Genomic DNA, 26,204 nt, shown 5'->3' with positions numbered 1-26,204 from the left:
TCAGTTCGCTTTGGTTTCCAGCAGCCGCGGCACCCGGTCCAGCGCTTCCAGGGCGGCACCGATCGCGGCGAGCACCGCCTGCCGGGCGGCCTGCGGTGTCTGCGCCGGCGTGCGCCAGCGGCCGTTGTCCTGGGTGGCCAGCAGAGCTGCGCGCAACTGGTCCAGCTTGGACCCGAGGCCGGGGCGCAGCTGCGGGTCACGCTCGTCCAGCGGGACGGCGAGCTGATCCAGGACGGTGCGGGTGACCTCGACATCGGCCAGCGTCGCCGGATAGGCCGCGCCCGCGCCCTGATCGTCCAGGCCCGAAAGATGATCGCGCAGTGCGTCTTCCAGGATCTCGTGGGCGCGCACCGGCAGGGTGGCCGGATCACCGGCGATATCGGTGCTGGTCAGCTTGTCCCCGATCGCGGCGATATCCGCGGTGAGCTTGTCGACCACGGGCAGCAGCTGATCCGGGCCCTGGCCGTGCCAGAGGCCGTATTCGAGGCGGTGCAGGCCGGTGAATCCCGGATCGTTGACGCCGTCCGGCAGGCCGCCGGGCAGTCCGTCGACCGCGGTCCCCGCGTCGCCGAAGCTGTTGTACGACGCGCCGACCCGCTCCCACTCCTGCAGCGCGAGCAGCCAATCGGCCTGCGCGGCGGGGATATTGCGCGCCCGCAGATCCCGGCCGACCGTGCCGACGGCACCGGTCAGACGGGTCAGCACGCCCCGCACGTACGTCTGGTAGGCCTCGTTCGGCCCGTGCAGTTCGCTGGCGCGCGCGGGTTTGAAGGCCGGCGGCGCGTCCGTCTGCGGACCGGTGGCCTGTACGCGCGGCGAGGACAGCGACGGGCGGCCCGACATCAGGCAGACGATGGTGTAGCTGCCCGGATTCAGGGTCGCGGTCAGCTCGGCGGTGGTGCCGGGACCGATGTTCTCGATCTCACCGGCCACCGCGCCGTCCGCGTCGACCAGATCGATCTCGCCGGACTTGCCGGACGTGTTGTGCACCGCGATGGTCTGGGTGCCGGTGTGCGCCGAGGTCCATTCCGGCGCACACGCATCCGCGGTCACGGTGACCGTGCGCGCGGTGTTGGAGCCGCCCGAGGGCAGCAGGGCGATGGCGGTGCCGGCCGCCAGCACCGGGACCAGCACCAGGGTCGCGCCGACCGGCACCGGACGCGGACCGGCGATCCGCTCCCACCAATCCGCGTGCGCGGGTTCGGTTTCCGGCTTCTTGTCGGTGGGCTCGGTTTCCGGCTTCGTCACCGGCTCGGCCTCGGTCGCAGGGGTGCGGCCCGCCCGGACGAACAGCGGAATCACAGTGGCCAGGTACGCGATCCACGCCACCACCTGCAGCACCGTCATCTTCGGCGACAGGTTGGTGATGCCGGTGATGATCGAGACCCACCACGAGTTCGGGTCGACGTGCGCGGTCAGGTCGAACGCGATCCAGCGCGCACCCGGCAGCCAGCCCGCCTCCTGCAGGTCACCGAGGCCGTAGGCGAGCACGCCCGCGGCGATGATGATGAGCAGCACGGCGGTCCGGTTGAAGAAGACACCGAGGTTCAGCCGCACCGCACGCCGGAACAGCAACCAGCACAGCGCGATCGCGATACCCAGTCCGAGGGCCGCGCCGACCAGCGGGGCGGCTGTCGATCCGGCCGCCTTGATGGCTGTCCACACGAACAGCGTGGTCTCCAGGCCCTCGCGCCCGACGGCCAGGAACGCCGTCACCGCGAGCACACCCGCGCCCAGTCCCGCGGCCCGCGCGACCTCGCCGCGCAGCTGTCCCGACAGCGAGGCCCCGGTGCGCCGCATCCAGAAGATCATCGCGGTGACCAGGGCCACGGCCAGCACGCTCAGCACGCCTGCGACGGCGGCCCGGGCCGAACTGGTCAGTGCGGCAGTCGAATACGTCAGCACGGCGGCGAAACTCCCGGCCACCGAGATCGCGCCGAGCACGCCCAGCCAGACCGGCGTGGTCGAGACCGGGCGTCGAGGTGTGGACAGCCGGCGCACGGCGGCCAGCAGGATGGTCACCACGAGCCCCGCCTCCAGGCCCTCCCGCAGGCAGATCAGCAGATTCGGCACAGCCTCGGCAACACTCACGGGTGCCAAGGTAAGCCATACCTATATGCCCGTCCAGCCCACCCCCGTCCAGCCCCGCTGACTCGTCGTCGCTGGTAGCGCTGGTGGCCGGGAATCGAACACGCGCGCTAACGACGCGAGCGGCGGCTGGACAATGACCAGGTCCGGAAGACGAGCAGCCGCATCGACGCGTACATGAACAAACCCTCGCCGAGACCGCCCAGGACGCGGGCGATTCGGTAGTCGATGCCGAGGGCGGCCACACCGCTGGTCACGCCGAGGATGAACACCAGGTAGTTCACCGCGACCACCACGACATAGATGGCGACCTGCGGACCGACCGCGGCGTGCGACTCGAAGTTGAGGGTCCGATTCAGCAGATAGCTCGCGCCGAATGCCGTGCAATAGGCCACGGTCACCGCGACCGGCAGCGCCAGGCCCGCGACCCCGTGCAGGGCGGTCAGCACCACCAGATCCAGCGTGAAGGTGAACCCGCTCACCAGTAGATAGCCGACGAAGGTCGGGGCCACGAACCGGCCCAGCCCGAACGGCAGCCGCGCCACCACCCCATCGCACACCAGGTGGAACCAGCGCATCGCGCGCACCGGCCGCGCCTGTGTCTCCGTCCACACGCGACCACCGTGGCACCTCTACATGACCCCGGGGTGATCATCCGACCAACTTCATGGGACCGATTTTTCCGCGACGGCACCCTCACCATCCGCGCTTATAGCGAAAAGCGCTGGCCAGGACACGTTTCGGACGCTGCGGACCGGCGGGCGTGCCGGTAGCGTCTGCGGCGCCGCGATGGCTGGGGACAGACGACGGATCGGAGATTTCTGATGGGGCGTGGATTCGCCAGGACGAATCGGCGAACGGTGCTCGGGTCGATGCTGGCCGCGGGCGCGGCGGGCGTGACCGGGCTGCCGGAGGGCATGGCGGAGGCACTGGCGGAACCGGGGCGCTCGGGCTCCCTGGATCAGGTCCAGCACGTGGTGATCCTCATGCAGGAGAACCGATCCTTCGATCACTACTTCGGAACCATGAGCGGCGTACGGGGTTTCGGTGACAAGCGCGCCCTGCGGCTGCCCGCCGGCGGCTACGACCCGATCCTGCAGGCGGCCATGGACACCGCCCTCGCCGGCGGGCCCGGGACCGATCTGGGCAGCGGGTCGGCGGGCACCGGGAGCGCCAGCGGGTCGGCGAGCGGTTCGGGCAGCGGGAGCAGCAGCGGGTCGGCGGGCGGCGACAACCGGGACGCGTTCCATCAGCCGGATGCGTTCAGCAGCACCGGGTTCCTGCTGCCTTGGCACGTCGACACCAGCCGGGTGGACGGGCAGGATCTCGGCGATCTGGCGCACGACTGGAACACCACGCACATGGCGTGGGCCGATGGCGCCTACCACTCCTGGATCGCGGCCAAGTCCAAGATGACCATGGGCTACTTCACCGAGGCCGACATTCCCTTCCATCGCGCACTGGCCTCCGCATTCACCATCTGCGATCACTACTTCTGTTCGATCCAGGGACCCACCACGCCGAATCGGCTGTTCCACTGGACCGGCACCATCGACGCCGCCGGCCGGGCGGGCGGGCCCGCCGTGTCCAATCCCCCGGACTATCGGCCCGTCTACACCTGGACCACCTATCCGGAACGCCTGCAGCAGGCCGGGATCTCGTGGCAGGTGTACGCCGACTCGCACAGCGGCGGCGACTTCCTCGCCGACTTCGGCGACAATCCGCTGTGGCTGTTCCGCGCATATCACGACGCGGCGGCCTCGTCCGATCCCGCGGTCCGCCAGCTGGCCGATCGCGCCAAGGTGACCACCACCGGTATGACGCCCGCACCGGCCGGCACCGACGGCACCAATGTCGACTACGTGCTGCAGCAGTTCATTTCCGATTGCGCCGCCGGCACCCTGCCGCAGGTGTCCTGGGTGGTCGCGCCCGCCGGCTACTCCGAGCACCCCGCCTACCGTCCCGCCGACGGCGCCGCCTACATCCAGCGCGTCCTGCAGGCCCTGTGGGACAACCCGAAACTGTGGGAGTCGACGGTCCTGCTCGTCAATTACGACGAGAACGACGGCTTCTTCGACCACGTGGTGCCGCCGACCGCACCGCCCGGCACCCCCGACGAGATCCTGCCGTCGCTGGAGATCACCGGCACCGACCTGAATTCCGGCTCGGCGACGCTCGGGCTCGCCTCGGGCTCGGCGACCATGGACACCCTGATCAGCCGGGCCGGAGCGCTGCTGGGCGGGAATTCGCCCATCGGCCTGGGACCGCGGGTACCGATGCTGGTCATCTCACCGTGGAGCCGCGGCGGCTACGTGAATTCCCAAGTGTTCGACCACACTTCGGTGCTGCGCTTCCTGGAGCAGTGGACCGGCGTCGCCGAACCCAATATCTCGGCCTGGCGGCGCGCGGTGTGCGGCGACCTCACCAGCTGCTTCGATTTCGGCAGACGCGACACCAGCATTCCCACCCTGCCCGACGCCAATGCCGAGCGCGCCCGCGCGGCCGGTCAGAAGAACCTGCCCAAGCCGGCCCCGCCCGCCCCCGCCGGGCAGCAGATGCCGGTCCAGGACGCGGGCCGCGCCAAGGCCCGGCCGCTGCCCTATCAGCCGGTCGCCTGGGTGGAGGTCGCCGGGAACGCCGCGACAGCCCGGTACGGCAACCAGGGCACGGTGGCCATGCCGTTCCAAACCTTTGCCTACCACGACAATTCGATCCGCCAGACCGTGGTCGCCCCGGGCGGCACCGCTCAGGAGCGATTCCAGCTCGGCGGCTCCTACGACTTCGCGATCCACGCGCCCAACGGGTTCCTCGTCGAGGCCGCGGGCACCGCCGATACCGCGGCGCTCACCGCCACCGCCGCTGTCGGTGGCACCGCCGATCAGCCCACTTTCATTGTCACCGTGAGCAATTCCGGCGGTTCGGCACTGACGGTCCAGGTGAGCGGCGGTTCCCCGGCCACGATCGACGCCGGATCCAAACGCGATATCACCGCCCCGCTCGACCAGGGCTGGTACGACCTGACGCTCAGCCTCTCCGGAAACTCCAACTGGCGCAGGCACTTCGCGGGTCACCTGGAGAACGGCAGCGCGAGCAGCACCGCGTAGTCGCGGCCGCACGGCCTCGGATCCGGACTTCCGGATCCGAGGCCGGCTTCAGGATTCGAATGCCGCGGCGCGCCAGCCCGGGAGGGCGTCGGGGTTGGCGCGCAGGTATTTGAGGGACTGCTTCATGTAGACACGGGGGTTGGTATCGAGGTGGGACGACCAGGCGGGGCGAGGGTCGCCGCGCATGACCGTCCAGCAGGCGAGGGCGTAGCCGTACATGGGCTGGGAGAGGTAGCCCAGGCGCTGGGAGCGCCAGCCGCGGCTGTTCTGCGAGAACTGGAAGGCCGCATTGGCATTGAAGACGCCGAGGCCGAGGTAGACCGTGGCCAGATCGGTGAGTTGTTCGCCGTCGTGCCGGTCCGGTGCGATGCGCTGCTCACCGAGCAGCCGCTCGTGGGCGAGTTCATGGGCGACGGTCGCCACCAGGGTGACCGGTGAGCGCAGGCGCGCCAGTTCGAGCGTCACCACCGCCCGCCCGTGCTCGAGCCGGTAGTGCCCGGCCTCGCCGCGGGCCGCGCCCTCCAGCTGCATGAGCTGGTCGGGCGGCGCCGCACCGGCCGAATCGAGTTCCACGACAATGCGATCCCGCCCCACCCCCATGTACCGGACCACCCGCTCCACGACCGCGAGCGCCTGCGATTCGGCGCCCGAGTAGGTGTCCGGGAAGTAGTCGGAGGTCGGGAGGATGACGGGGGTGCGCAACGTCCTGGTCCCGAATTGGGTGGCGCACCAGGACAGCATCTCCTCGACCCAGAGCCGTTCCACCTCCCCCACCGGGCAGCGCGGCCTGAAGAAACCCATGCCGCATTATGTCCGGGTCACGCGCGAGACGCGCGGCGAGAACATCGGCGGCGCGTATTCGCCGACCAGGGTTCGAACCCACCAGGCGTGGGTCTCCAGCAGTTCACGGGGACTGGTGAAGCGGTACTCGTAGAGCCGGGCGCGGATGTAACGGGGCGGGACGTCCGGGAAGGGATTGCGGCGCAGCAGGCGCAGGGTGGCGGGGTCGTTGCGCAGCAGGCGCTGGAGGAGGCCGTCGAACCACGGCCGGGCATAGCTGGACGAGTGGGCCGCGAACCACATGAGCCAGTCCAGGCGCAGGTGGTACGGGGCCCACTGGCGGGGCAGCCGGCGGGGGTCGCCGGGCTTGCCCTTGAATTCGTATTCGCGCCAGTGGGTGTGGGCGGTGAGCGCGACTTCGTCGGTGCCCTCGACGACCACCTCGTAGCGGATGCGATCGACGACCCCGAACGCGCCGAACGTATTGATCAGATGGAAAGGATTGTAGGACTGGTTCATTCGCTGATGGCTCGACAGCATATTGCGGACCGGCAGGTAGCTGAGCACCACGGTGCAGGCCGCGAAGACGAACACCGGCACCGTGAACCAGAGCGGCGAGTCCGGCAGTGCCGGCGCCGCGGGTATCGGAAACACCGTTGCCGCCGCGGAATCGGAGACGGCGGACCAGGCGAGCACGATGACCAGCCAGTTGAGGAAGGCGAAGTTGCCCGACAGCACCAGCCACAGCTGCGTGACGATGATGATGCCGGCGGCCACGCTCGCAATCGGCTGTGGCGCGAAGAGCCCGAACGGCACCACCAATTGCGCAACGTGATTGGCCCCCGCCTCGATCCGGTGCAGCGGCCGCGGCAGCTGGTGGAAGAACCAGCTCAGCGGGCCGGGCATGGGCTGGGTCTCGTGGTGGTAGTAGAGGCAGGTCAGATCCCGCCAGCAACTGTCACCGCGCAGCTTGATCAGTCCCGCCCCGAACTCCACCCGGAACACCAGCCACCGGGCCAGCCACACCACCAGCACCGGCGGGGCCACCCGGTCGTTGCCGAGGAACGCGACCAGGAAACCGGCCTCCAGCAGCAGCGACTCCCACCCGAACGAATACCAGACCTGCCCCACGTTGACGATCGACAGGTACAGCACCCACACCAGTAGCCACACCACCACGGCCGCCCACAACGGCAGCAGATCCGCGGCCCCGGCCACCAGGGCCGCCGACACCGCCGCCCCGCTCCAGGCCACGGTCGCGTAGAACCGGTCGGTGTAGTGCAGTTGAAAGACGCTCGGCGCCACCCGGAACGGCCGCCGCGCCACGAACCGCGGTACCGGCAACATGCCGTGCTCCCCGGTCAGCGCCCGGAACTGCCGGGCCGCCGCCACGAACGCGATCAGATAGATGGCCGCGATCCCGCGCTCGATCACCTGCCGCGCGAACCAGTATTCCGGTGCGATGAACCACTCCATCCCGCGCCTCCTGCGCCGGCCGTGTCACCTCGGGCACTAAGTCCGTCCACTTGGAAGCGTACTCACCCCGCGCGCACCGGCCCGGGTCGCTGACCCGGGCGGCCGTTGACTCCCCGCCCGCCAACGGCCGCGGGCGCAGCCGGTGCGCGGGCCGGACCCGCACACCCCGCTGCACGGTTCACTTTTCCGTAGCCGGACGGGTCTGTCTGTCGGATGTTCGACGGACACCGCGGCGTCCGCCGGGATGCCATGCTGGCTCGAATCCGGTTCGGTACCGTGACCGGGTGCTGCGCGAAGCCGACCCGACCCACGCCGCGGTCGCGCAGGAGGCGACATGGCTGGCCATCCGATTCCGGCACGCCGCTTGCCTGCTGCTCACCGTGGTGCATCTGGCCGGCGGGGCCGTCGATCCGGGCGCGGGGCGCACGGTCACCGTGCTGCTGGCGATGTGGTCGGCGGGCCGGCTGTGGGGGCGGCGCCTGGGGCCGTGGTGGACCGCGGCCGATGTCGCGGTGGTGGCGATCTACCTGCTGGGCACGGTCAGTGTGGCCGCGTCCGGCGTCGGCACCGGAGACCTCATCGATGTGAAGGTCGTGGCGGCAACGGTGATCTCGGTGGGTATCGCTGAGCGGGTGCGGATATCGGCGGCGGTGACCGTGCTGGTCCTCGCCGCGCTCTACTGGGCCAATCGCGGTACGCCCGGTCTCACGCCCTGGGGGTTCCTGTCCGATCTGGCCGTCGCCTACCTGCTGGTGGAGTGGCTGCTGGCGGTGGGGGTGCGCCGGGTGGTGCTGCGCGCGGCCACCGTGCACGACCAGACCGTGACCGCGGCCGCCGACTCTCGCATCGCCGGTGAGGTCGCCGCGGCCCGGCGGCGCTACGAGCACGAGCAGTGGGCGGTCATGCACGACACCGCCGCGGCCACCCTGCTGATGGTGGGTCAGGGCGCAGCCGCCGATCGCGAGCGCATCGCCCGCCAGGCCGCGCGCGATCTCACGGTGCTGGAGTCGGGAATCCCGCTGCCGGGCGATGATTCGCCGGCCGACCTGTCGGAATTGTTGCGCGAGTTGAGCATCGAATGCCCGGTCCCGGTCACCCTGAGCACACCGGGTCCGCTGCCGATCCGCCGGACGCTGGCGTGGACGGTGACCGCGGCCGCGCGGGAGGCGCTCACCAATATCGACCGGCACGCCCAGGCCTCGAACGTGGTGATCAGCGCCGGGCCCGGGACGCTGCTGATCACCGACGACGGCATCGGATTCGCCGGCGCGCCCGGCGAGGACCGCTACGGCGTCCGGCATTCGATCATCGAGCGCCTGCGGGCCGTGGGCGGCGACGCCGAGGTCACCGGCACCCCGGGGCGCGGCACCGAGGTCCGGCTGCGCTGGCCGGTCGCCGCACCGGTTGCCGCCGAGGATCATTCGTTCGGCGCACCGGCGGCCGCCTCCGGAATCGACCGGCTCGGGCGCAGTTTCGGGTACGGCATGGTGGGCATCGCGGTCGCCGACACCCTGCTGCAGTCGACCCTCACCGCCGCCGCGGCGACGCCCCCGGCGGCGGTGAACGCGCTGCTGGTCGCGGTGAACGTGGCCTGTGCCCTGGCGGCGCTGGCGCCGCGCCGCCGCGAATCGGTGACGCTGGCGCTCATGGGCGTGGCGATCGCCGCCTCGCTGCTGCTCATCGTCCTGCTGCCGCCGGAGGCCGGACTGGCGGGCGCGAACTGGTCGATCGGCGCGTCCGGCTGGACCGTGGTCGCGCTGGGCTTCCGGCTGCCGCCGCGGCTGTCGCTGTCGGCGCTGAGCGTCTGGTGGGTCCTGGTGTGCGCGCTGGTCCTGGCCCGCGCGCCGGGCGTCGAAACCCTCACGGTGCTGGGGTATCACACGGCGGCCATCTTCTTCCTGCAGATGCTGACGGCCTGGTTCGCCGCCACCCTCGATCGGGCCACGCGGCAGGCCGCCGCCCTGCATCGGGAACGCCTGCGGCACCGCACCGCCGACGCGGTCGGGCGCATGACCGAGCAGGAGTGCCTGCGCCGCTATCGCGAACTGCTGACCGAATTCACCCCGCTGCTCGCGGGTCTCGCCGACGGCAGCCGGGATCCCGGAGACCCGGCCGTCCAGGCCGCCGCCCGCACCGAGTACGCCCGCCTGCGCCGCCTGTTCACTCAGCAGGACGGTCTCGGCCATCCGCTGCTGTCCGACCTGCGCACCGGTATCGACGCCGCCGAACGGCGCGGGGTGGCGGTGACCGTCGAGGCGGACGTCGACGTCGGTCGCGGCATCGGGCCCGCCGGGCGCGACCTGCCCGACGTGGTCCGCGGCCATCTGGTGGCCGCGGCCCGGATCATGCTGGACGCCAGCCGTTCCCGCGCCCGGGTGGTGGTGACCGCGGACGCCGCGGGCTGTACCGTAAGCGCGCTGGGCGACTGCCCGGCCGACACGCTGGACCGCCTGTCCACGCTGTCCGGCACCGCCCTCGACGCCGCCGGGGCGGTGCACACCGAGGTGGTCACCGCAGGCGAATTGCTGTGGGCGCGACTGCATCACCGTTTCCAGGTCGAGGGGGCCCGATGATCCGTATCGCCATAGTCGACGACCACCCGCTGATCCGTGACGGCGTGCGCGGCTGGTGCGCCGCGGCCGAGCCGCGCATCGAGGTGGCGGCCGACCATCCGGATCCGGCGGCCTTCCTGGCGGCGGGCGGTCCGGATCGCGGCGACCTGGACGCCATCGTGCTGGATCTCCAATTCGACCAGCGCGCACCGGATCTGAGCGCGCTGGGCACGATCTGCGCCCGCGGTCACCGGGTGGTGGTCTATTCCCAGTACACCGAGCCCCACCTGGTCCGGGACTGCCTGGACCTGGGCGCGGTCACCTATCTGTCGAAAACCGAAGGGCGCGAACACCTCATCACCGCCCTGCACGCCGCCGCCGAGGTGCGGCCGTATCTGAGCCCGACCATGGCCCGGGCCATGAGCGCCGACGGCGACGACCGGCCGCGGCTGTCCGGCCGGGAGCGCGAAGTGCTGCTGGCCTGGTTCCAGACCGAGTCCAAAGCCCTGGTCGCCCAGCAGCTCTACATCACGGTCGGCACGGTCAACACGTACCTGGAACGCATCCGCGCCAAGTACGCGGCGGTCGGGCGCACGGCCCCGACCAAGGCGGCGCTGGTGGCCCGCGCCATCCGCGACGGCCTGATCACCACCGACGAGCTCTAGTCGCCGCTGTCCTCGTCGAGGTCGACGGCGATCCGGTCGCGGTCGGCCCACTCCAGCAGCGGTTCGATGTCGAACACCGCCTCGTCGATGCCGGCGTGCAGGTCGCCGAGTTCGGCATAGCGCGCCGGCACGGTCTTCATGGTGAAGTCGCCGGGGCGCACCTCGGGAATCTCGGTCCAGCGCACCGGAGTCGACACCGTCGCCTCGGGCACGCCGCGCACCGAGTACGCCGCGGCGATGGTGTGGTCGCGCGCGTTCTGGTTGTAGTCCACGAACAGCTGCGCCGGATCGCGATCCTTGCGCCACCAGGCGGTGGTGACGTCCGCGGGCGCGCGCCGCTCCACCTCGCGGGCGAAGGCCAGCGCGGCCCGGCGCACCTCCTGGAATCCGAAGCGGGGCGCGATGCGGACGTAGACGTGTAATCCCTTGCCGCCGGACGTTTTCGGCCAGCCGACCGCACCCAGCTCGTCGAGCACCTCGTGCACGACCCCGGCCACCCGCTGTACCCGCGACCACGGGCAGTCCGGCATGGGGTCGAGGTCGATACGCCATTCGTCGGGGAGTTCGGTATCGAAGCGGCGCGAGTTCCAGGGGTGGAACTCGACCGTCGACATCTGCACCGCCCAGATCACGTCGGCGAGCTTCTCGACACAGAGCTCGTCGGCGGTGCGGCCGTAGCGCGGGAAGTACAGCTGGACAGTCGGAATCCAGTCCGGCGCACCGCCGGGCAGGCGTTTCTGGTGGACCTTGCCGCCGGGCAGGCCCTTCGGGAAGCGGTGCAGCATGCACGGCCGGTCCCGCAGCGCGTTGACGATCCCGTCCCCGACGCTCAGGTAGTACTGCACCAGGTCGAGCTTGGTCGCCCCGGTCTCCGGGAAGTACACCCGATCCGGATTGGACACGCGCACCGTGTGTTCGCCCACCGGCACCTCGATCGCCGGTGCGGCTGACTTGCTGGCCACCCGTCCGACGGTAACCGGCCTTCCGGTCATCCGCGACCGGCTCGCCGCGAACCGCGCACTGAACTAGAACACGTTATAGTTCTCCTCGCTGGGATTTCTTCACTCGGGAAGGTGGACGCAACGGTGCGGACCTGGGACTCTTCGGCCGATGTGGTGGTGGTCGGATACGGCGGCGCGGGTGTCGCGGCGGCGCTGGCCGCCCGGGAGTCGGGCGCCGACGTGCTCGCCCTGGACCGCTACCTGGGCGGCGGGGCGACCGCGCTGTCCGGCGGAATCGTGTACGCGGGCGGCGGCACCTGGGTGCAGCGCGCGGCCGGGGTCGAGGACGACGTGGAGAACATGCTCGCGTATCTGCGCGCCGAGGTCGGCGACACCGTGAGCGAGCGTACGCTGCGCAGGTTCTGCGAGGAGTCGCCCGCACTGATCGATTGGCTGACCGGGCACGGGGTGCCGTTCCAGCCGTCGCTGTGCCCCTTCAAGACCTCGTACCCCACCGACGACTACTACCTGTACTACTCGGGCAGCGAAAACTCCGGCGGCTTCCGCGAATTGGCGCGACCGCGGCAGCGCGGGCATCGCGCGCACGGACGCGGCGTGTCCGGCAAGAAGCTGTTCGGCCCGCTCGCCGAGTCGGCGGCGAAACACGGCGTGCGCGTTCGAACCGGTACCCGGGCAACGCGACTCGTGGTCGAGGACGGCCGGGTGGTCGGCATCGAGGCGACCACGATCAGCGGCGCGCCCGCGGCGGTGCAGCGCAGGTTCGCCGCGCTGGCCCGAATCTCGGCGAAACCCGGTGTGTACCACCAGGGTTTGCGTAAGGCGGTGCAGTCGCTGCTGGCCCGCATCGAGCGTCGCTACGGGGCATCGGTGCGCATCCAGGCGCGGTCGGGGGTCATCCTCACCACCGGTGGCTTCATCGCCAATGGCGCGATGGTCGCCGAGCACGCGCCCGGCTATCCGTGGGCCGAGGGCCTGCCGCTGGGCACCGCCGGTGACGACGGCAGCGGTATCGCCATGGCCCAGGCGGCCGGCGCGGCCACCGGTCGCATGGACGCGCTGTCCACCTGGCGTTTCATCGCCCCGCCGAGTGCCTACTTCGGCGCGATCGCCGTGGATGCCAACGGGCAGCGCATGATCGACGAGTCCCGCTACGGTGCGGCGCTGGGCGCGGCCATCGCCGCCAGTCCGGGGCATCGGGCCTGGCTGCTGGTCGATGCGCGGCTGGCCGCCGAGGCGCGCCGCCAGATCGGGAAGCAGTCGGTGTGGTTCCAGCGCATGCAGGCCGAGCGACTGCTGCGGTTCGGCAGCGTGACCGGCCGGACCGTCGAGGAGGTCGCGGCCCGGGCCGGCATCGACCCGGCGGCCCTGCGCAAGACCGTGGACGCGCACAATCGCGCCATCGAGCAGCAGCTGCCCGACCCCATGGGCAAGCCCGACGACATCTGCCGCCCGTTGCACGCGGGACCCTTTGCGCTGCTGGATATCTCGTTCAAGTCCCGGCTGACCTACCCGATGCCCATGCTCACCCTGGGCGGGCTGCTGGTGGACGAGGAGACGGGCGCGGTCCGCACCGAATCCGGTGCGGCCATCCCGGGTCTGTTCGCGGCGGGCCGGGCCGCGGTCGGGGTGTGCTCGAATTCGTACGTGAGTGGCCTGTCCCTGGCCGACTGCGTCTTCTCGGGCCGCCGCGCCGGCACCCACAGCGTGGAGCTCGCGGCCACGCACTGACCCCGGCGGCCGGCGGCGGCGTCAGTCGGTGGTGCGTGCGCCGAGTTCGAAGGTGTGCAACAGATCCGCCGCGACGCTCACCGCGATGACGGCTGGTTCCTTCCCGGTGATATCGGCCAGCCCGATGGGAGTCTTGATGCGGCCCAGGACTTCCGGCGAATGACCGCCCTCGGTGGTGAGCCGCTTCCGGAACCGCGCCCACTTGGCCGGGGATCCGATCAGGCCTATGGTGCCGAGGTCGTCGGCGCGCAGGGCCGCATCGCAGAGGGCGGCGTCCTCGGCGTGATCGTGGGTCATGATCAGGATGTGGGTGCCGGGCGGCAGCCGGTCGAGGACCTGCTCCGGCAGCAGCGGCGTGTGATGGGTATGAACCCGCGCGATGGCGTCGTCCAGTGGCGCGAGCCGTTCCCCGGTGAGCACCTCGGGCCGGGAGTCGATCAGGTGCAGGTCGACATCCTGACGGGCCAGGATGCGGGCCAGTTCCAGCCCGACATGACCGACCCCGAAGATGGCCACCGCCGGGCGTACCGGCAGCGGCTCGAGCAGCACGGTCACCGTGCCGCCGCAACATTGGACGCCGTGCTGGCCGACGACCTTGTCGTTGAGGGCGAATTCCATCAGCTCGGGTTCGGCGTGCGGTTTCGCGATCAGCTCGCGGGCGCGCTCGACGGCGACGGCCTCGACATTGCCGCCGCCGATCGAACCCCAGATATCGGACTGTCCCACCACCATTTTCGCGCCCGCCCGGCGCGGCGCGTGGCCGCGCACGGACGCCACCGTCACCAGGACGCCGGGTTCCCGCCGGTCGCGCAGGCGCGCGACCGCGGTCACCCAGGTCATGTCACGCACGGGCGGAAACGCTTTCCCCGGTGGCGAATTCGCGGGCCCGCCGGGCCGCGTCGAGGGCCCAGTACACCGCCTCCGGCGTGGCGGGCGCGCCCAGCTCGACGCTCACCCCGTCCGGTCCGAAGGCCGCGGCGGCCTGGCGCAGCGCCTCGCGCACCGAGAACGCCAGCATGAGCGGCGGCTCCCCCACCGCCTTGGACCCGTACACCACGCCCTCCTCGTGCGCGTGCTGCAGCAGGGTGACATTGAAGACCTCGGGCATCTCCGAGAAACTCGGCAGCTTGTAGGTGCTCGCCGCCTGGGTGAGCAGCCGCCCGCGGCCGGGTCCGTCACCGGTGTCCCAGCGGATGTCCTCGAGCGTCAGCCAGCCCGCGCCCTGCACGAAACCGCCCTCGATCTGGCCGATGTCGATGAGCGGGGACAGGCTGTCGCCGACATCGTGCACGATGTCGACGCGGCGGATGTGGTACGCGCCGGTGAAACCGTCCACCTCCACCTCGGCGGCGGCGGTGCCGTAGGCGAAGTACTTGAACGGCGAGCCGTGCATGGTCTTCGCGTCCCAGTGCAGGCCCTCGGTGCGGTAGAAACCGGCCGCGGACAACTGGACTCGCTGCAGATAGGCCGTCCGGCACAGGTCGTTCCATTCGACGACCGCGTCACCGGGCCCCAGGGCGCGGGCGACGCCGTCGGCGATGCGGACGTCGGAGGCATGGACTCCCAGCCGGGCCGCCGCCACCTGCAACAGGCGTTCGCGCAGTTGCTCGCAGGCGTTCTTGATGGCCGCGCCGTTCAGGTCGGCCCCCGAACTCGCCGCGGTCGCGGAGGTGTTGGGCACCTTGTCCGTTCGCGTCGGCGCGAGCCGCACCTTGTCCAGCGGGATGCCCAGTGTGGTGGCCGCCACCTGCAGCATCTTGGTGTGCAGGCCCTGCCCCATCTCGGTGCCGCCGTGATTGATCAGCACCGACCCGTCCTTGTAGATCAGCACCAGCGCCCCGGCCTGGTTGAAGGCCGTCATATTGAACGAGATGCCGAACTTGACGCCGGTGACGGCCAGCCCGCGCTTCACGTGCGGATGCGTCGCGTTGAAGGCCGCGATCTCCCGTGTGCGCGTCGCGATCTCACCGCGTTCGAGCACCTGGTCCCAGGTGGCGGTGATGCGTTCGGGGTGGCGCACCTGCTGCCCGTAGGGCGTGGTCTGCCCGGCACGGTAGAAGTTGCGGCGGCGCAGTTCCATCGGATCCAGGCCGAGCAGCGGCGCGCACCGGCCCAGCAGGTCCTCCATGACGAGCATGCCCTGCGGACCGCCGAAGCCCCGGAAGGCGGTATTGGAGGGCTTGTTGGTCTTGGCGATGCGACCGGTGAAGCGCGCGTTGGGAATCCAGTACAGGTTGTCGACATGGCAGAGCGCGCGGGCCAGCACCGGTTCCGAGAGGTCCAGGCTCCAGCCGCCGTCCGAGGTCAGGGTGGTGTCCAGGGCCTGAATGTGCCCGTGGGCGTCGAATCCGACCCGCCACTGCGCGTGGAATCCGTGCCGCTTGCCGGACATGGTCAGGTCCTGGGTTCGGTTGAGCCGCAACCGGACCGGACGCCCGGTGAGGGTCGCGCCGAGCGCCGCGATGGCCGCGAAGCCGTGCGGCTGCATCTCCTTGCCGCCGAATCCGCCGCCCATGCGCAGGCACTGCACGGTCACCTCGTGACTGTGCAGCCCGAGTACGTGGGCCACGATCTCCTGGGTCTCCGACGGATGCTGGGTGCTGGACTGCACGAACACCTGCCCGCCCTCGTCGACATGCGCCAGGGCGGCATGGGTTTCGAGGTAGAAGTGTTCTTGATCGGAGAAGTGGATTTCACCGGTGAACACGTGCGCCGAGGCCGCGAACCCGGATTCCAGGTCGCCGCGCCGCACCTGGGGATGCGCGCCCTGGAAGCTGCCGGCCGCCACGGCTTCCTCGATCGTGATCAGCGAGGGCAGCGGCTCCAGCTCCACCTCGACCGCCGCCGCGCCCAGCCGCGCGGCCTCCAGCGTCTCGGCCAGCACCCAGCAGACGGCGTGGCCGTGGAAGCAGACCTCGTCGGGGAACAGCGGCTCGTCGTGCTTGACGCCGGCATCGTTGATGCCGTGCACGTCCGCCGCGGTGAGCACCCGCACCACGCCCGGCACCCGCAGCGCGGGCGCGGTGTGCAGGGCGGTGATGCGCGCGTGCGCGTGCGGCACCTGCACCGGATACGCGTGCAGCACATCCTTGGTGCGGTACACCAGGTCGTCGGTGTAGAGCGCGGCCCCGGTGACGTGCAGGGCGGCGCTCTCGTGCGGCAGCGCCACACCCACCGCGGGATTCTCGGGTCGTTGCGACAGGTGGCTCATGACAGCACCCCCGCGGGTTCGGTGGTCTCGGCGAACAGTTTGCGCAGGCTCTCCCCGAGCATGGCGCTGCGATACCGCGCGCTGGCGCGGTGATCGTCGAGTGGAGTGCCCTCGTCCCGCAGGACCTGCGCGGCCGCCATCACGGTCGATTCGGTCCAGGGCCGGCCCACGAGGGCCGCCTCGGTGTCGTAGGCGCGCACCGGGGTGGCGGCCACACCACCCAGCCCGATACGCGCGGTGCGGACCAGACCATCCTCGATGTCGAGCGCGAAAGCCACTGCGATGCTGGAGATGTCGTCGAAGCGGCGCTTGGCGATCTTGTGGAAGGCGGTCACCGGCGCCAGCGGCAGTGGAATCCGGACGGACTTGATGAGCTCGTCCGGCCGCCGCACCGAGCGCCGGTAGCCGGTGAAGTAGTCGGCCAGCGCGACCTGGCGCTCGCCGTCGGCATCGGCCAGCACGACCGATGCCGCCAGCGCCAGCAGCACCGGCGGCGCGTCGCCGATGGGCGAGCCGGTGCCGAGGTTGCCGCCCAGGGTGGCCGCATTGCGGATGAGCCGGGAGGCGAACTGCGGGAACAACTCCGACAGCAGTGGCACCCGCCCGGCGAGGCGGCGTTCGATCTCGGTGAGGGTGAGCGCGGCGCCCAGCTCGATCCGATCCGCGCCGATGGTCAGCTCACGCAGTTCGGGCAGCTGATCGACGGCCAGCGTGTACTCCGCCCGCCGGCCACGGAGGTTCACCTCGACGCCCAGGTCGGTGCTGCCCGCCACCACCGTGGCGTCCGGGTGCTCGCGCAGCAGCCGGAGCGCGTCGGCGAGGGTCGCGGGCCGGACGAAACGCTGCCCACCGGAACTGAAGTCGGTCGCCACCGGTTCCGGCGGGTCGGAGACGAGCCGCCGGGCCAGTTCGTCATCGGCCTCGGGCTCACCGACCGCGAAGGCCGCATCGCGGATGGGCCGGTAGCCGGTGCACCGGCACAGATTGCCGCTGAGCGCGTGCAGATCGAAGCCATTGGGCCCGGTCTCGGCATGCGCGCAGTCGGGTGCGATGTCGTCGAGCGCCCGCCGATCCGGCCGGTAGTACTCCGCGGCCATGCTGCACACGAATCCCGGTGTGCAGTAACCGCATTGCGATCCGCCGCGCACCGCCATCTCGCGCTGCACCGGATGCAGCCGCGCGGGCCCGCCCAGGCCCTCGGCGGTGACGATCTCCTGCCCGTCCAGCGCGACGGCGGGCACCAGGCAGGCATTGATCGCCACCCATTCGGTCGGCTCGGCCACTCCCGGCCGGGCCACCAGCACCGAACACGCGCCGCATTCGCCTTCCGCGCAACCCTCCTTGCACCCCGTGAGCCCGATCTCCCGGAGAAAGTCCAGCAGAGAGGTATGCGGCGCGGCGGGAGAAATCGTCGTGGTCTTCCCGTTCACCGTCATGAAAATTGCCATTGCAGGCTGCCTTCTACGTCGAGTGCACTATCCAGTGTTCGCGGATTAATTCCGCTCGTCGAGAAAGCCGTGCCTCAGCAGCCGTGCGCCACGCGGCCGGGCACCCACACCGTCCGGTGGGCGAGGCGACGCAGGTCGGAATTGGTGGACATCCGGTCGCCTCCTGCCTGTGACCACGGGTTACGAGGCCCCGAACCTACGTCGCGGCATGATATTCGGTCAACACGAGGGGCCGCGCGCCGCGGGATTCTGTAGGAAAATACGAAGGCGGCCGGGAGGCGCGCCGAACCGGCTGGACAATCGAACAATCTGCTGCGGGACAGGTATTTCCTGCGCCATCATTCGGGTCGTGGTCGCGGCCTGTTCGGGCCGTTGTTCACGCGTTCCAGGAGGCATCATGCAAATGCGCTTTTCGCGCCCCTCCCGTAAATCCGATATCGGCGTCGTCCGGCCCCGGCATCCGGTCGACGAAATCCCGCCGCCCCCACGATTGGCACTGCTGGGCCTGCAGCACCTGGCGATCATGTACGCGGGCGCGGTCGCGGTGCCGCTGCTCGTCGGCGGGGCGCTGAAACTGCCGGCCCACACCATCGGCCTGCTGGTGAATGCCGATCTGCTGGTCTCGGGCATCGTCACCATCATCCAGTCGGTCGGCATCGGCCGGATTCTCGGTGTCCGGCTGCCGGTGGTCGCGGGCGCGACCTTCACCGTGGTCTCGCCCATGATCCTGATCGCGCAGCAGTTCGGCGGCGGCGAGGCCGGGCTGCCCACCGTCTACGGCGCGATCCTGGTGTCGGGCGTGTTCGGTCTGATCATCGCCCGCTTCTTCGCCAAGGTGGTGCGGTTCTTCCCGCCGCTGGTGTCGGGCTGCGTGATCTGTGTGATCGGGCTGTCGCTGATCGGTGCCGACGCCGGGCTGATCGCCGGCGACGACCCGAAAGCGGCCGACTACGGCCAGATTTCGCATATCGCGCTGGCCGGGCTGGTGATCGCGCTGATCGTGGTGATCCACCGGTTCGCCCGCGGGCTGATCGCTCAGCTGGCCGTGCTGATCAGCGTCGTGATCGGCACGCTGGTGGCGGTGCCCATGCATCTGGTCGACATGTCGGCGGTCGGGTCCTCGGGCTGGTTCGCGATCTCGCGGCCGTTCATCTTCGGCGCCCCCGAGTTCCATCTCGGCGCGATCATCTCCATGTGCGTGGTCATGCTGGTGACCTTCACCGAGTCCACCGCCGATATGGTCGCCGTCGCCGAAATGGTCGACAAGCAGCTCGAGCCCGCGGACCTGGGACGCGGTCTGGCCGCCGACGGACTCTCCGCGGTGCTGGCCGGATTCATGAACTCCTTCCCCGACACCGCCTTCGCCGAGAATGTCGGCCTGGTAGGGCTGACCGGCGTGCGCAGCCGCTGGGTGGTCGCGGCCTGCGGCGGCATGCTGGTGGCGCTGGGGCTGGTACCCAAGGTCGGCAGTGTGGTCGCGGCACTGCCGGGTCCGGTGATCGGCGGCGCGGCCACGGTCATGTTCGCCATGGTCACCGCGGTCGGGCTGCGGGTGCTGCACAAGGTCCAGTTCGAGGGCACCAGCAATATGCTGATCATCGCGGTCACGCTGTCGGTGGCGCTGCTGCCGGCGGTGGCCCCGAACATCTACACCAAGTTCCCGGCCGACTTCCAGATGATCGCGGGCAGCCCGATCACCTCGGCCGTGATCGTGGTCTTCGTGCTCAATCTGGTCTTCAATCACTGGGGTGCGAGCAAAACCGGCACACCGGTGAACGAGGCGCACTGACCGATCACACCGGTTCCACTGCACCGCTGGGCAACTCGGCTTCCACCGGGTCCGCCCGGCGGGCATAGCGCTGGGCCAGAGCCGCGCAGGTGAAGAGCTGGATCTGGTGGAAGATCATGAGCGGCAACACGATCAGGCCGACCGGATGCCCGGCGAACAGCACCGAGGCCATCGGCAGGCCGGTGGCGAGGCTCTTCTTGGAGCCGCAGAAGGTCAGCACGATGCGGTCCGCGCGGGAGAAGCCGAGCAGGCGGCCGCCCAGCGTGGTGAGGGCCAGCACGGTGGCCAGCAGGGCCGCGCAGACCAGCACCGTGGACACCAGCACCCGGGCCGACAGATCGTGCCAGATGCCCGCTGTCACACCGGCACTGAACGCCGCGTAGACGACCAGGTAGACCGAGCCGCGATCCACCGTCTTGGTGGCGGCCGGATGGCCGAGCACCCAGCCCAGGCGGGGGCGCAGCAGCTGCCCGGCCAGGAACGGCAGCAGCAGCTGGACCACGATGGCGAGCACCGCCGACGGTGAAACATGCACGCCCGCAGTGGTATTCATGCAGGCCATCACGAGCAGCGGGGTCGCGAAGACGCCGATCAGATTCGACAGTGAGGCGCTCACCACCGCACCGGCCACATTGCCGCGGGCCATCGAGGTGAAGGCGATGGAGGACTGCACTGTCGAGGGCACCAGGCACAGGAACAGCACACCGGTGTACAGGTCCGGGGTGAGCACGCTCGGCACCAGCACCCGCAGGGCCAGGCCCAGCAACGGGAAGATCACGAAAGTGGCTGCCAGCACTCCGGAGTGGAGTCGCCAGTGCCGTAGTCCGGCCAGGGCCTCACGGGGTTCCAGGCGGGCGCCGTAGAGCAGGAACAGCACCGCGATGGCGATCTTGGTGGCCCAGTCCAGCACCTCGGCCGCGTCCCCGCGCGCGGGCAGCAGGGCGGCCAGCGCCACGGTGGCGAGGATGCCCAGCATGAAGGAGTCGATGCGGAGTTTGGCGAGGAGCTGCACGTTTCGACGGTAGGAGCGCGGATGCCGATCGCGATAGTCGTTCGATCCGATATCTCTCATCGCGATACGTGATAATTAACCGCATGTTCGAACCCGAGCTGCTACGCACCTTCCTGGCCGTGGAGCGGGCCGGCGGCTTCACCGCCGCGGGCCGTCAGCTGGGCCTGCGCCAGTCCACCGTGAGCGGCCATATCGCCCGGTTGGAACAGGCCGCCGGGCGGGAGCTGTTCCGCCGCGACACCCGGAATCTGGCGCTCACCGCCGACGGCGCGGCCATGATCGGCTTCGCCCGCGCCATCCTCGACGCGCAGGCTCAGGCCCAGGCCTACTTCTCCGGTTCCGCCCTCACCGGCCTGGTGCGGCTGGGCGCGTCCGACGATGTGATGGCCCATGCGCTTCCCGACATCCTGGTGGAGTTCCAGCGCACCCATCCCGGTGTGGATCTCGAGCTCACCGTCGGCCTGAGCGAGACCCTCAAATCCCGCATGGCCGCAGGCGAACTCGACCTGGTCTTCGGCAAGCGACTGCCGGGCGAGCGGCACGGCACACTGCTGTGGCGGGACCGGCTGGTGTGGGCGGGGCGTTCGGCCGCAACGGAATTCGAGGATCCTGTGCCCTTGGTCACCTATCCGGAGCCGAGCCTGACCCGGCAGCAGGCGCTGCGCGCGCTCGAGCACGCGGGCCGCACCTGCCGGGTCGTATGTGTCAGCGACAGCCTGCTCGGACTGCGGGCGGCGGCCCTGGCCGGGCTCGGGGTGATCGCGCACGCGGCGGGTGTGCTGCCCGATGGGCTGGTCCCGCTCACCGACCCCCGGCTCCCCGAATTGGGGGAGCTGGATTTCGTTCTCATGCACCGCCGCACCCGGCTGGCGGACCCGGAGCAGGCGCTGGCCGACGCCATCATCGCCAATGCGCGCCGCCTATCACTCCAGACCACGCGGTCGGGCATGTGACCGCACCGTCCGCTCTGGACGGTAGGGTGCTGAGAATCCGAATTCGCGCTACGCAGAGCGCGGATCGGCCGGCCGCTGGCCGGGAGCGTCAAGGCGGGCGGGCTGAAGCGTTCGTGTTCAGCATTTCTCGAGCCCGGCAGTGTGTATCGCACATCCGAGGTGGGTTTGGTGTTGATCGGTGCAAGGACGAACGACGGTGCTGTCATTGCGGATTCCGGTGGGCCACCGCCGCCGTGGCGCAGGTCGACGCTGATCGTGCTGGCCTTCGGTGCGGCACTGTCGCTGGTGCTGATCTTCGCGACCGTGGATCCGTGGCTGGACCAGGTGGGTTTTCTGGCAGGCGGCTTCGACGTCCACGTCTACCGGGACGGCGCGTGGAAGATCTACCACGACCATCCGCTCTACACCGAGACGACGCATCGCGGCCTGTCCTACACCTACACGCCGTTCTCCACGCTGATGTTCCTGCCGATCCTGATGGTGCCGTGGGGCTACGTCACGAATTCCTGGCTGGCACTGAACATTTGCGTGCTCTACGGCTGTGTCCTGTTGTGCTGGCGGGTACTCGGCCACCGCCTCACCTGGCGGCTCGCCGGGATCAGCGCCCTGCTGGCGGCGACGGCCATGTTCCTGGAGCCGGTGCGCACCACGCTGTACTACGGCCAGATCAACCTGGTCCTGATGGCGCTGATCCTCTGGGACTTCTCGCGCCCGGAGGGCAGCCGGTTACGCGGCCTGGGCACCGGGCTGGCCGCGGGCATCAAACTGGTGCCGCTGTATTTCGTGGCGCAGTTCCTGGTGCTGCAGCAGTGGCGGGCGGCCGTGGTGGCCGCGACCACCTTCGTCCTGACGATCCTGGTCGCCGGCGCCGTCCTCCCGTCCGATTCGAAGCAGTATTGGACCAGGACGTTCTTCCAGTCGGACCGCATCGCCCCCGACACCCAGCCGGCCAATCAGTCGCTGCGGGGCGCGATCGCCCACCTCTCGGGTCATCAGGTGCCGCAGTGGCTGTGGCTGCTGATCGCCGTGCCGGTCGCGGTCGGCGGCCTGCTGCTCGCGGCGGCGCTCTACAGCCGCGGCGAGAAACTGCTCACCGTCACCACCGCGGGCCTGACCTCGTGCGCGGTCTCCCCGTTCTCCTGGAACCACCACTGGGTCTGGTTCCTGCCGCTGTTCGTCTACCTGATCAACCGTGCCGCGTCGGAACCGCGTTGGTGGTCGGCGGCCGGTTTCCTCTACCTGACCACCGGCGCCTGGGCCTACCACTGGACCGATCGCTGGGTGGTGGTCGGCTGGTTCCTGTTCCCGCCGTCCTGGCCGATCGCGCAGATCCTGCTGAACTGCTATGTCATCGTCTACGTGGTCATCCTGGGCGGCCTGATCGCCTACCTCCGACGCTCCCCCGACCACGAATAGGCAACCGACCGGTCGGCTATTTGGCCGCATCCGTTATGGAAGAGTTGCCGAGGGTATATCCGAATCAGGCCGGGGATGGGAATCCCTCTCGCGCATACCTTTCGCGAGCGATGACCGAGGAGGACGCCATGAAGGAGCCGGTGTGCATCGATTGCTGGCGGCGTGACAACCTCACCTTCGCCCAGCGGCTGGACCCCGCCTTCATCAAGCCGGGGCCGAAGTACCGGTGCGCCATGCACCGGGCGCAGTGCGAGGCGGAGGGCATCGGACCGGACCACACCGAGCGCACCGACCGCGCCGCCTGACGAACCCGGACGCGGGGCGCGTCACGGCGTCTCGATGACGAGACCCGTTCGCGCGCTCCGCTTCTCACCCCACTCGTAGAGCGCGGTCAACACCGGGACCAGACTCCACCCCTCGTCCGTGAGGTCGTACTCCACCTGCGGCGGGACGGCGGGAAACACCGTGCGCCGCACCAGCCCGTCGGACTCCAGCTCCCGCAACTGCTGAACCAGCATCTTCTCGCTGGTGTCCGGCATGAGCCGCCGCAACTCCCCGTACCGCCGCACTCCCTCCTTGAGGTGCGCCAGAATGACCGCCTTCCATTTGCCCCCGATCAGATCGACGGTCACCTCGACCGGGCAGTGATAGCGCTTCGCCGGCATCTCGCCTCCGGTACTTACCGAAAAGTGCGTTCTTGTAACACTGTAATCACGGGACTTTCATGAATTCCCATGAAGGTCATTACATTCGATCGATTCAAGCCCGGCGTCACGCTGGAGACCATCACCCCGTATCTGCCCGAGGAGGTCGCCAATGTGTGGCGGCTGTGGAAGGCGGGCATCGTGCGGGAGAACTATGCCCGCGCCGACGAGCCGGGGGTGGTCATCGTGTTCGAGGTCGACAGTGTCGAGGAGGCCCAGCGGTACGTGAACGACTTCCCGCTCACCAAGAAGGGGTTCCTGGAGTGGACGTATGTGCCGGTCACGGCGCCGCTGCCGATCGAGGCGCTGATGGACGCCTCGGTGGATGTCGCGGAACCCTACGACCGCACCCGGTGAGGCCGTCATGCGACAAGCCTACGGCCTGACCATCCCGCAGACCGTCGAGGACGTCTGCCACCCGGAACGCATGGCGCTGCTGATCTACGACATGCAGGTCGGCATCGTGGGGCAGCTGCCCGACGGCGAGAGCATCGTGAAGTCCTGCGTGCGGTTGCGGGATGCGGCGCGGGCGAACGGTTTCCGCGTCTTCTACACCCGCCACATGTCGATTCCGCCGGCGGCGGCGGGGATTTCGCAACTGCGCACCGCCATGGAATGGCAGCACGTGGACGATCCGGCCGACGTGCGGGCCGCATTCGCGCAGGGCTCGCCGCAGTACCAACTGGCGCCCGAGCTGTCCCCGAGTCCCGACGAGGTCGTCTTCGACAAGATCACCATGTCCGCCTTCGCCGGGACGCCGCTCGATATCGCCCTGCGGGACTTGGGAATCGGCGCGTTCGCGGTGGCGGGCATCGCCATGGAGGTCGGCATCGAACCCACGGTGCGGCACGCCACCGACCTCGGCTACCTGCCCATCGTGGTGACCGACGCCTGCGGTGCGGGCCATGCCGAGGCGGCCGAACGCTCGCTGGCCGGGCTGGCCTTCGCGGGCGGTTCCCGCACCACCGGCACCGATGCCCTGAGCGCTCTCATGAATCGCCGCTAGCGGGCAGAATCTCGGTGCAGGACAACGGGATCGCGGCCGGTCCGCGCAGCGTGACGTGTTCCCGGTACGGCGGACGCTCGCAGTCGAGCCGGGGTTCGCGCACGCGCCGCGCGAATCGAGTGAGGGCGATATCGGCCTCCAGCCGGGCCAGCGGTGCGCCCAGGCAGAAGTGCTGGCCGAGACCGAAGGCCAGGTGCCGGTTCTCGCGGGCCGGATCGAAACGGCCGGGCTCCGCGAAGACCTCCGGATCGCGGTTGGCGGCGGCGAGCAGCATGATGATCATGTCGCCTGCCGCGATCTCGATGCCCGGCAAGGTAATCGGTTCGCGGGCGATGCGCGGAACCAGTTGTACCGGCGGATCGTAGCGCAGGGTCTCCTCGATCACCGGACCCGCGAACGATCCGGCAGTGCGCAGATTCGCCAGGTGACGACGGTGATCGAGCAGTGCCAGAGTGGCATTGGCGATGAGGTTCACCGTGGTCTCGTGCCCGGCGATCAGCAGCAGCCCGCAGGTCGCGATGAGCTCCTCGTGGGACAGCGCGTCCCCGGACTCCTCGGCGGCGATGAGCGCGGACAGCAGGTCGCCCCCGGGCCGCCGGCGTCGCTCACGCGCCAATTGTTCGAAGTAGGAGTGCAATTCGTTGTTGGCCCGCACCAGCTCGACCGGGTCGGGGCGGCCGGAAGTGGCGGTCCCCGACACCGGGTCGAGGGTGCGGGCCAGCATGGACGACCACTCCCGCAGACGTGGTTCGTCCTCGATCGGCACCCCGAGCAGTTCGCAGATCACCGTGATCGGCAGCGGATACGCGAGATCCGCCACCATATCCAGCCGCCCGCGCTCGGCGGCCCGATCGAGGGCGGCGTCCGCGATCGCGGTGATCCGCGGCGCCATCCCCCGCACCACCGCCGGCGTGAACGCCTTGGCCACCAGCCGCCGCAACCGCGTGTGATCGGGCGCGTCCCGGAACAGGAACGACATCGTCCCCGCCAATTGCCCGGCCTGCTCCCCCGCGAGATCGTAGGTCGGCGTCGGCCCCAGCGGCAGCGACGCATGCCGCCGTTCCACCACCGCCCCCGGATGCCGCAGCACCGCCGCGCAATCCCGATACGACGTCAGCACCACCACCGGCCCGCCCCCGAGCCGCACCGGCCCGTGCTCGCGCATGCGGTCGTACAGCGGATAGGGATCGGCCCGATTCGCCGGATCCAGCAGCCCGGCGAAGAACCCGGGAGCGGACGGGGAGTGCGCAGTGGTCATGGATACCGCCTAGAGGTCCGCCGTGCCAACAAAGCTACAGTAACTGTAGCTA

At 69.9% G+C, this 26,204-nt stretch carries 21 protein-coding genes; 10 read left to right on the top strand and 11 right to left on the bottom strand.

The window, feature by feature from the left end; genetic code table 11:
- A complete protein-coding gene (gene efeU / locus ACWEKS_RS28685) occupies window positions 1-2,091 on the bottom strand; it encodes an iron uptake transporter permease EfeU (protein WP_452342955.1) in 2,091 nt (696 codons plus the stop codon).
- Between the two features lie 107 nt (window positions 2,092-2,198).
- Window positions 2,199-2,702 (bottom strand): GtrA family protein, encoded by a 504-nt coding sequence (locus tag ACWEKS_RS28680; protein WP_452342954.1) that lies wholly within the window; start codon window positions 2,700-2,702, stop codon window positions 2,199-2,201.
- Between the two features lie 210 nt (window positions 2,703-2,912).
- On the opposite strand from ACWEKS_RS28680, the gene ACWEKS_RS28675 reads away from it, so the two are divergent.
- Window positions 2,913-5,192, top strand: coding sequence for a phosphocholine-specific phospholipase C (locus ACWEKS_RS28675; protein ID WP_452342953.1), 2,280 nt, complete (start codon window positions 2,913-2,915; stop codon window positions 5,190-5,192).
- Window positions 5,193-5,240: 48 nt separating this feature from the next.
- On the opposite strand, the gene ACWEKS_RS28670 is transcribed toward ACWEKS_RS28675, so the two are convergent.
- Window positions 5,241-5,993 (bottom strand): hypothetical protein, encoded by a 753-nt coding sequence (locus ACWEKS_RS28670; RefSeq protein WP_452342952.1) that lies wholly within the window; start codon window positions 5,991-5,993, stop codon window positions 5,241-5,243.
- A 6-nt stretch (window positions 5,994-5,999) separates the two neighbouring features.
- Window positions 6,000-7,448, bottom strand: coding sequence for a lipase maturation factor family protein (locus ACWEKS_RS28665; protein ID WP_452342951.1), 1,449 nt, complete (start codon window positions 7,446-7,448; stop codon window positions 6,000-6,002).
- 284 nt (window positions 7,449-7,732) lie between these two features.
- Here ACWEKS_RS28665 and ACWEKS_RS28660 point away from each other — a divergent pair, with 284 nt between their 5' ends.
- Together ACWEKS_RS28660 and ACWEKS_RS28655 are read left to right on the top strand one after the other, a co-directional pair.
- On the top strand, window positions 7,733-10,021 hold the full coding sequence (locus ACWEKS_RS28660) for a hypothetical protein (RefSeq protein ID WP_452342950.1): 2,289 nt from the start codon (window positions 7,733-7,735) through the stop codon (window positions 10,019-10,021).
- Window positions 10,018-10,665, top strand: a complete 648-nt coding sequence (locus ACWEKS_RS28655) for a response regulator (RefSeq protein ID WP_452342949.1) — start codon at window positions 10,018-10,020, stop codon at window positions 10,663-10,665. The genes ACWEKS_RS28660 and ACWEKS_RS28655 overlap by 4 nt, the downstream gene beginning before the upstream one ends.
- Here ACWEKS_RS28655 and ligD read toward each other — a convergent pair.
- Window positions 10,662-11,627: a non-homologous end-joining DNA ligase gene (ligD, locus tag ACWEKS_RS28650; RefSeq protein WP_452342948.1), complete on the bottom strand. Its 966-nt coding sequence runs from the start codon at window positions 11,625-11,627 to the stop codon at window positions 10,662-10,664. The genes ACWEKS_RS28655 and ligD overlap by 4 nt on opposite strands.
- A 111-nt stretch (window positions 11,628-11,738) precedes the next feature.
- Here ligD and ACWEKS_RS28645 point away from each other — a divergent pair, with 111 nt between their 5' ends.
- Window positions 11,739-13,355, top strand: a complete 1,617-nt coding sequence (locus tag ACWEKS_RS28645; protein WP_452342947.1) for an FAD-binding protein — start codon at window positions 11,739-11,741, stop codon at window positions 13,353-13,355.
- 21 nt (window positions 13,356-13,376) lie between these two features.
- Here ACWEKS_RS28645 and xdhC read toward each other — a convergent pair whose 3' ends face one another.
- From xdhC to ACWEKS_RS28630, 3 genes are read right to left on the bottom strand one after another with little or no spacing between them, the layout of a single operon-like run.
- Complete coding sequence (xdhC, locus tag ACWEKS_RS28640; RefSeq protein WP_452342975.1) at window positions 13,377-14,195, bottom strand: xanthine dehydrogenase accessory protein XdhC; 819 nt, start codon at window positions 14,193-14,195, stop codon at window positions 13,377-13,379.
- Between the two features lies 1 nt (window position 14,196).
- Window positions 14,197-16,566 carry a xanthine dehydrogenase molybdopterin binding subunit gene (xdhB, locus tag ACWEKS_RS28635; protein WP_452342946.1) on the bottom strand — a complete coding sequence of 790 codons (2,370 nt, stop codon included), beginning with the start codon at window positions 16,564-16,566 and terminating at the stop codon, window positions 14,197-14,199.
- Window positions 16,563-18,014, bottom strand: a complete 1,452-nt coding sequence (locus tag ACWEKS_RS28630) for a xanthine dehydrogenase small subunit (protein WP_452342945.1) — start codon at window positions 18,012-18,014, stop codon at window positions 16,563-16,565. The genes xdhB and ACWEKS_RS28630 overlap by 4 nt, the downstream gene beginning before the upstream one ends.
- A gap of 397 nt (window positions 18,015-18,411) precedes the next feature.
- Between ACWEKS_RS28630 and ACWEKS_RS28625 the strand changes: the two genes are divergently transcribed.
- The gene (locus ACWEKS_RS28625) at window positions 18,412-19,803 is read left to right on the top strand and encodes a nucleobase:cation symporter-2 family protein (protein WP_452342944.1); all 1,392 of its coding nucleotides are present in this window, start codon (window positions 18,412-18,414) and stop codon (window positions 19,801-19,803) included.
- A 4-nt stretch (window positions 19,804-19,807) separates the two neighbouring features.
- Here ACWEKS_RS28625 and ACWEKS_RS28620 read toward each other — a convergent pair whose 3' ends face one another.
- Entirely contained in the window at window positions 19,808-20,815 is a 1,008-nt protein-coding gene (locus ACWEKS_RS28620; protein ID WP_452342943.1) for a bile acid:sodium symporter family protein, read from the bottom strand.
- Between the two features lie 83 nt (window positions 20,816-20,898).
- Here ACWEKS_RS28620 and ACWEKS_RS28615 point away from each other — a divergent pair, with 83 nt between their 5' ends.
- The 3 genes from ACWEKS_RS28615 to ACWEKS_RS28605 all read left to right on the top strand — a co-directional run bounded on the left by ACWEKS_RS28615 (window position 20,899) and on the right by ACWEKS_RS28605 (window position 23,489).
- Window positions 20,899-21,768: a LysR family transcriptional regulator gene (locus tag ACWEKS_RS28615; RefSeq protein ID WP_452342942.1), complete on the top strand. Its 870-nt coding sequence runs from the start codon at window positions 20,899-20,901 to the stop codon at window positions 21,766-21,768.
- A 168-nt stretch (window positions 21,769-21,936) separates the two neighbouring features.
- Window positions 21,937-23,184, top strand: coding sequence for a glycosyltransferase 87 family protein (locus tag ACWEKS_RS28610; protein ID WP_452342941.1), 1,248 nt, complete (start codon window positions 21,937-21,939; stop codon window positions 23,182-23,184).
- A gap of 110 nt (window positions 23,185-23,294) precedes the next feature.
- Window positions 23,295-23,489: a hypothetical protein gene (locus ACWEKS_RS28605; RefSeq protein WP_452342940.1), complete on the top strand. Its 195-nt coding sequence runs from the start codon at window positions 23,295-23,297 to the stop codon at window positions 23,487-23,489.
- 21 nt (window positions 23,490-23,510) lie between these two features.
- Here ACWEKS_RS28605 and ACWEKS_RS28600 read toward each other — a convergent pair whose 3' ends face one another.
- Window positions 23,511-23,849, bottom strand: a complete 339-nt coding sequence (locus tag ACWEKS_RS28600; protein WP_354841679.1) for a winged helix-turn-helix transcriptional regulator — start codon at window positions 23,847-23,849, stop codon at window positions 23,511-23,513.
- 69 nt (window positions 23,850-23,918) lie between these two features.
- Between ACWEKS_RS28600 and ACWEKS_RS28595 the strand changes: the two genes are divergently transcribed.
- Together ACWEKS_RS28595 and ACWEKS_RS28590 are read left to right on the top strand one after the other, a co-directional pair.
- Window positions 23,919-24,245: a YciI family protein gene (locus ACWEKS_RS28595; RefSeq protein ID WP_213557582.1), complete on the top strand. Its 327-nt coding sequence runs from the start codon at window positions 23,919-23,921 to the stop codon at window positions 24,243-24,245.
- A 7-nt stretch (window positions 24,246-24,252) separates the two neighbouring features.
- Window positions 24,253-24,894, top strand: coding sequence for a cysteine hydrolase family protein (locus ACWEKS_RS28590; RefSeq protein ID WP_452342939.1), 642 nt, complete (start codon window positions 24,253-24,255; stop codon window positions 24,892-24,894).
- On the opposite strand, the gene ACWEKS_RS28585 is transcribed toward ACWEKS_RS28590, so the two are convergent.
- On the bottom strand, window positions 24,878-26,152 hold the full coding sequence (locus ACWEKS_RS28585) for a cytochrome P450 (RefSeq protein WP_452342938.1): 1,275 nt from the start codon (window positions 26,150-26,152) through the stop codon (window positions 24,878-24,880). The two genes, ACWEKS_RS28590 and ACWEKS_RS28585, sit on opposite strands and share 17 nt — an antisense overlap.
- Window positions 26,153-26,204: the final 52 nt, after the last annotated feature.

This window comes from Nocardia sp. NPDC004711 (assembly GCF_053601595.1).
Note: the sequence above shows the minus strand (reverse complement) of the source record. Positions and strands in the feature narration are given on the sequence as shown.

Excerpts from the sequence above, each read along its gene's own strand:
- ACWEKS_RS28670 (WP_452342952.1), bottom strand. The coding sequence starts at position 5,993 with ATGGGTTTCTTCAGGCCGCGCTGCCCGGTGGGGGAGGTGGAACGGCTC.
- ACWEKS_RS28655 (WP_452342949.1), top strand. The coding sequence starts at position 10,018 with ATGATCCGTATCGCCATAGTCGACGACCACCCGCTGATCCGTGACGGC.
- xdhB (WP_452342946.1), bottom strand. The coding sequence starts at position 16,566 with ATGAGCCACCTGTCGCAACGACCCGAGAATCCCGCGGTGGGTGTGGCG.
- ACWEKS_RS28600 (WP_354841679.1), bottom strand. The coding sequence starts at position 23,849 with ATGCCGGCGAAGCGCTATCACTGCCCGGTCGAGGTGACCGTCGATCTG.
- ACWEKS_RS28625 (WP_452342944.1), top strand. The coding sequence starts at position 18,412 with ATGCAAATGCGCTTTTCGCGCCCCTCCCGTAAATCCGATATCGGCGTC.
- xdhC (WP_452342975.1), bottom strand. The coding sequence starts at position 14,195 with ATGACCTGGGTGACCGCGGTCGCGCGCCTGCGCGACCGGCGGGAACCC.
- ACWEKS_RS28615 (WP_452342942.1), top strand. The coding sequence starts at position 20,899 with ATGTTCGAACCCGAGCTGCTACGCACCTTCCTGGCCGTGGAGCGGGCC.
- ACWEKS_RS28675 (WP_452342953.1), top strand. The coding sequence starts at position 2,913 with ATGGGGCGTGGATTCGCCAGGACGAATCGGCGAACGGTGCTCGGGTCG.
- ACWEKS_RS28590 (WP_452342939.1), top strand. The coding sequence starts at position 24,253 with ATGCGACAAGCCTACGGCCTGACCATCCCGCAGACCGTCGAGGACGTC.
- ACWEKS_RS28605 (WP_452342940.1), top strand. The coding sequence starts at position 23,295 with ATGACCGAGGAGGACGCCATGAAGGAGCCGGTGTGCATCGATTGCTGG.
- ACWEKS_RS28665 (WP_452342951.1), bottom strand. The coding sequence starts at position 7,448 with ATGGAGTGGTTCATCGCACCGGAATACTGGTTCGCGCGGCAGGTGATC.
- ACWEKS_RS28630 (WP_452342945.1), bottom strand. The coding sequence starts at position 18,014 with ATGGCAATTTTCATGACGGTGAACGGGAAGACCACGACGATTTCTCCC.
- ACWEKS_RS28595 (WP_213557582.1), top strand. The coding sequence starts at position 23,919 with ATGAAGGTCATTACATTCGATCGATTCAAGCCCGGCGTCACGCTGGAG.
- ACWEKS_RS28585 (WP_452342938.1), bottom strand. The coding sequence starts at position 26,152 with ATGACCACTGCGCACTCCCCGTCCGCTCCCGGGTTCTTCGCCGGGCTG.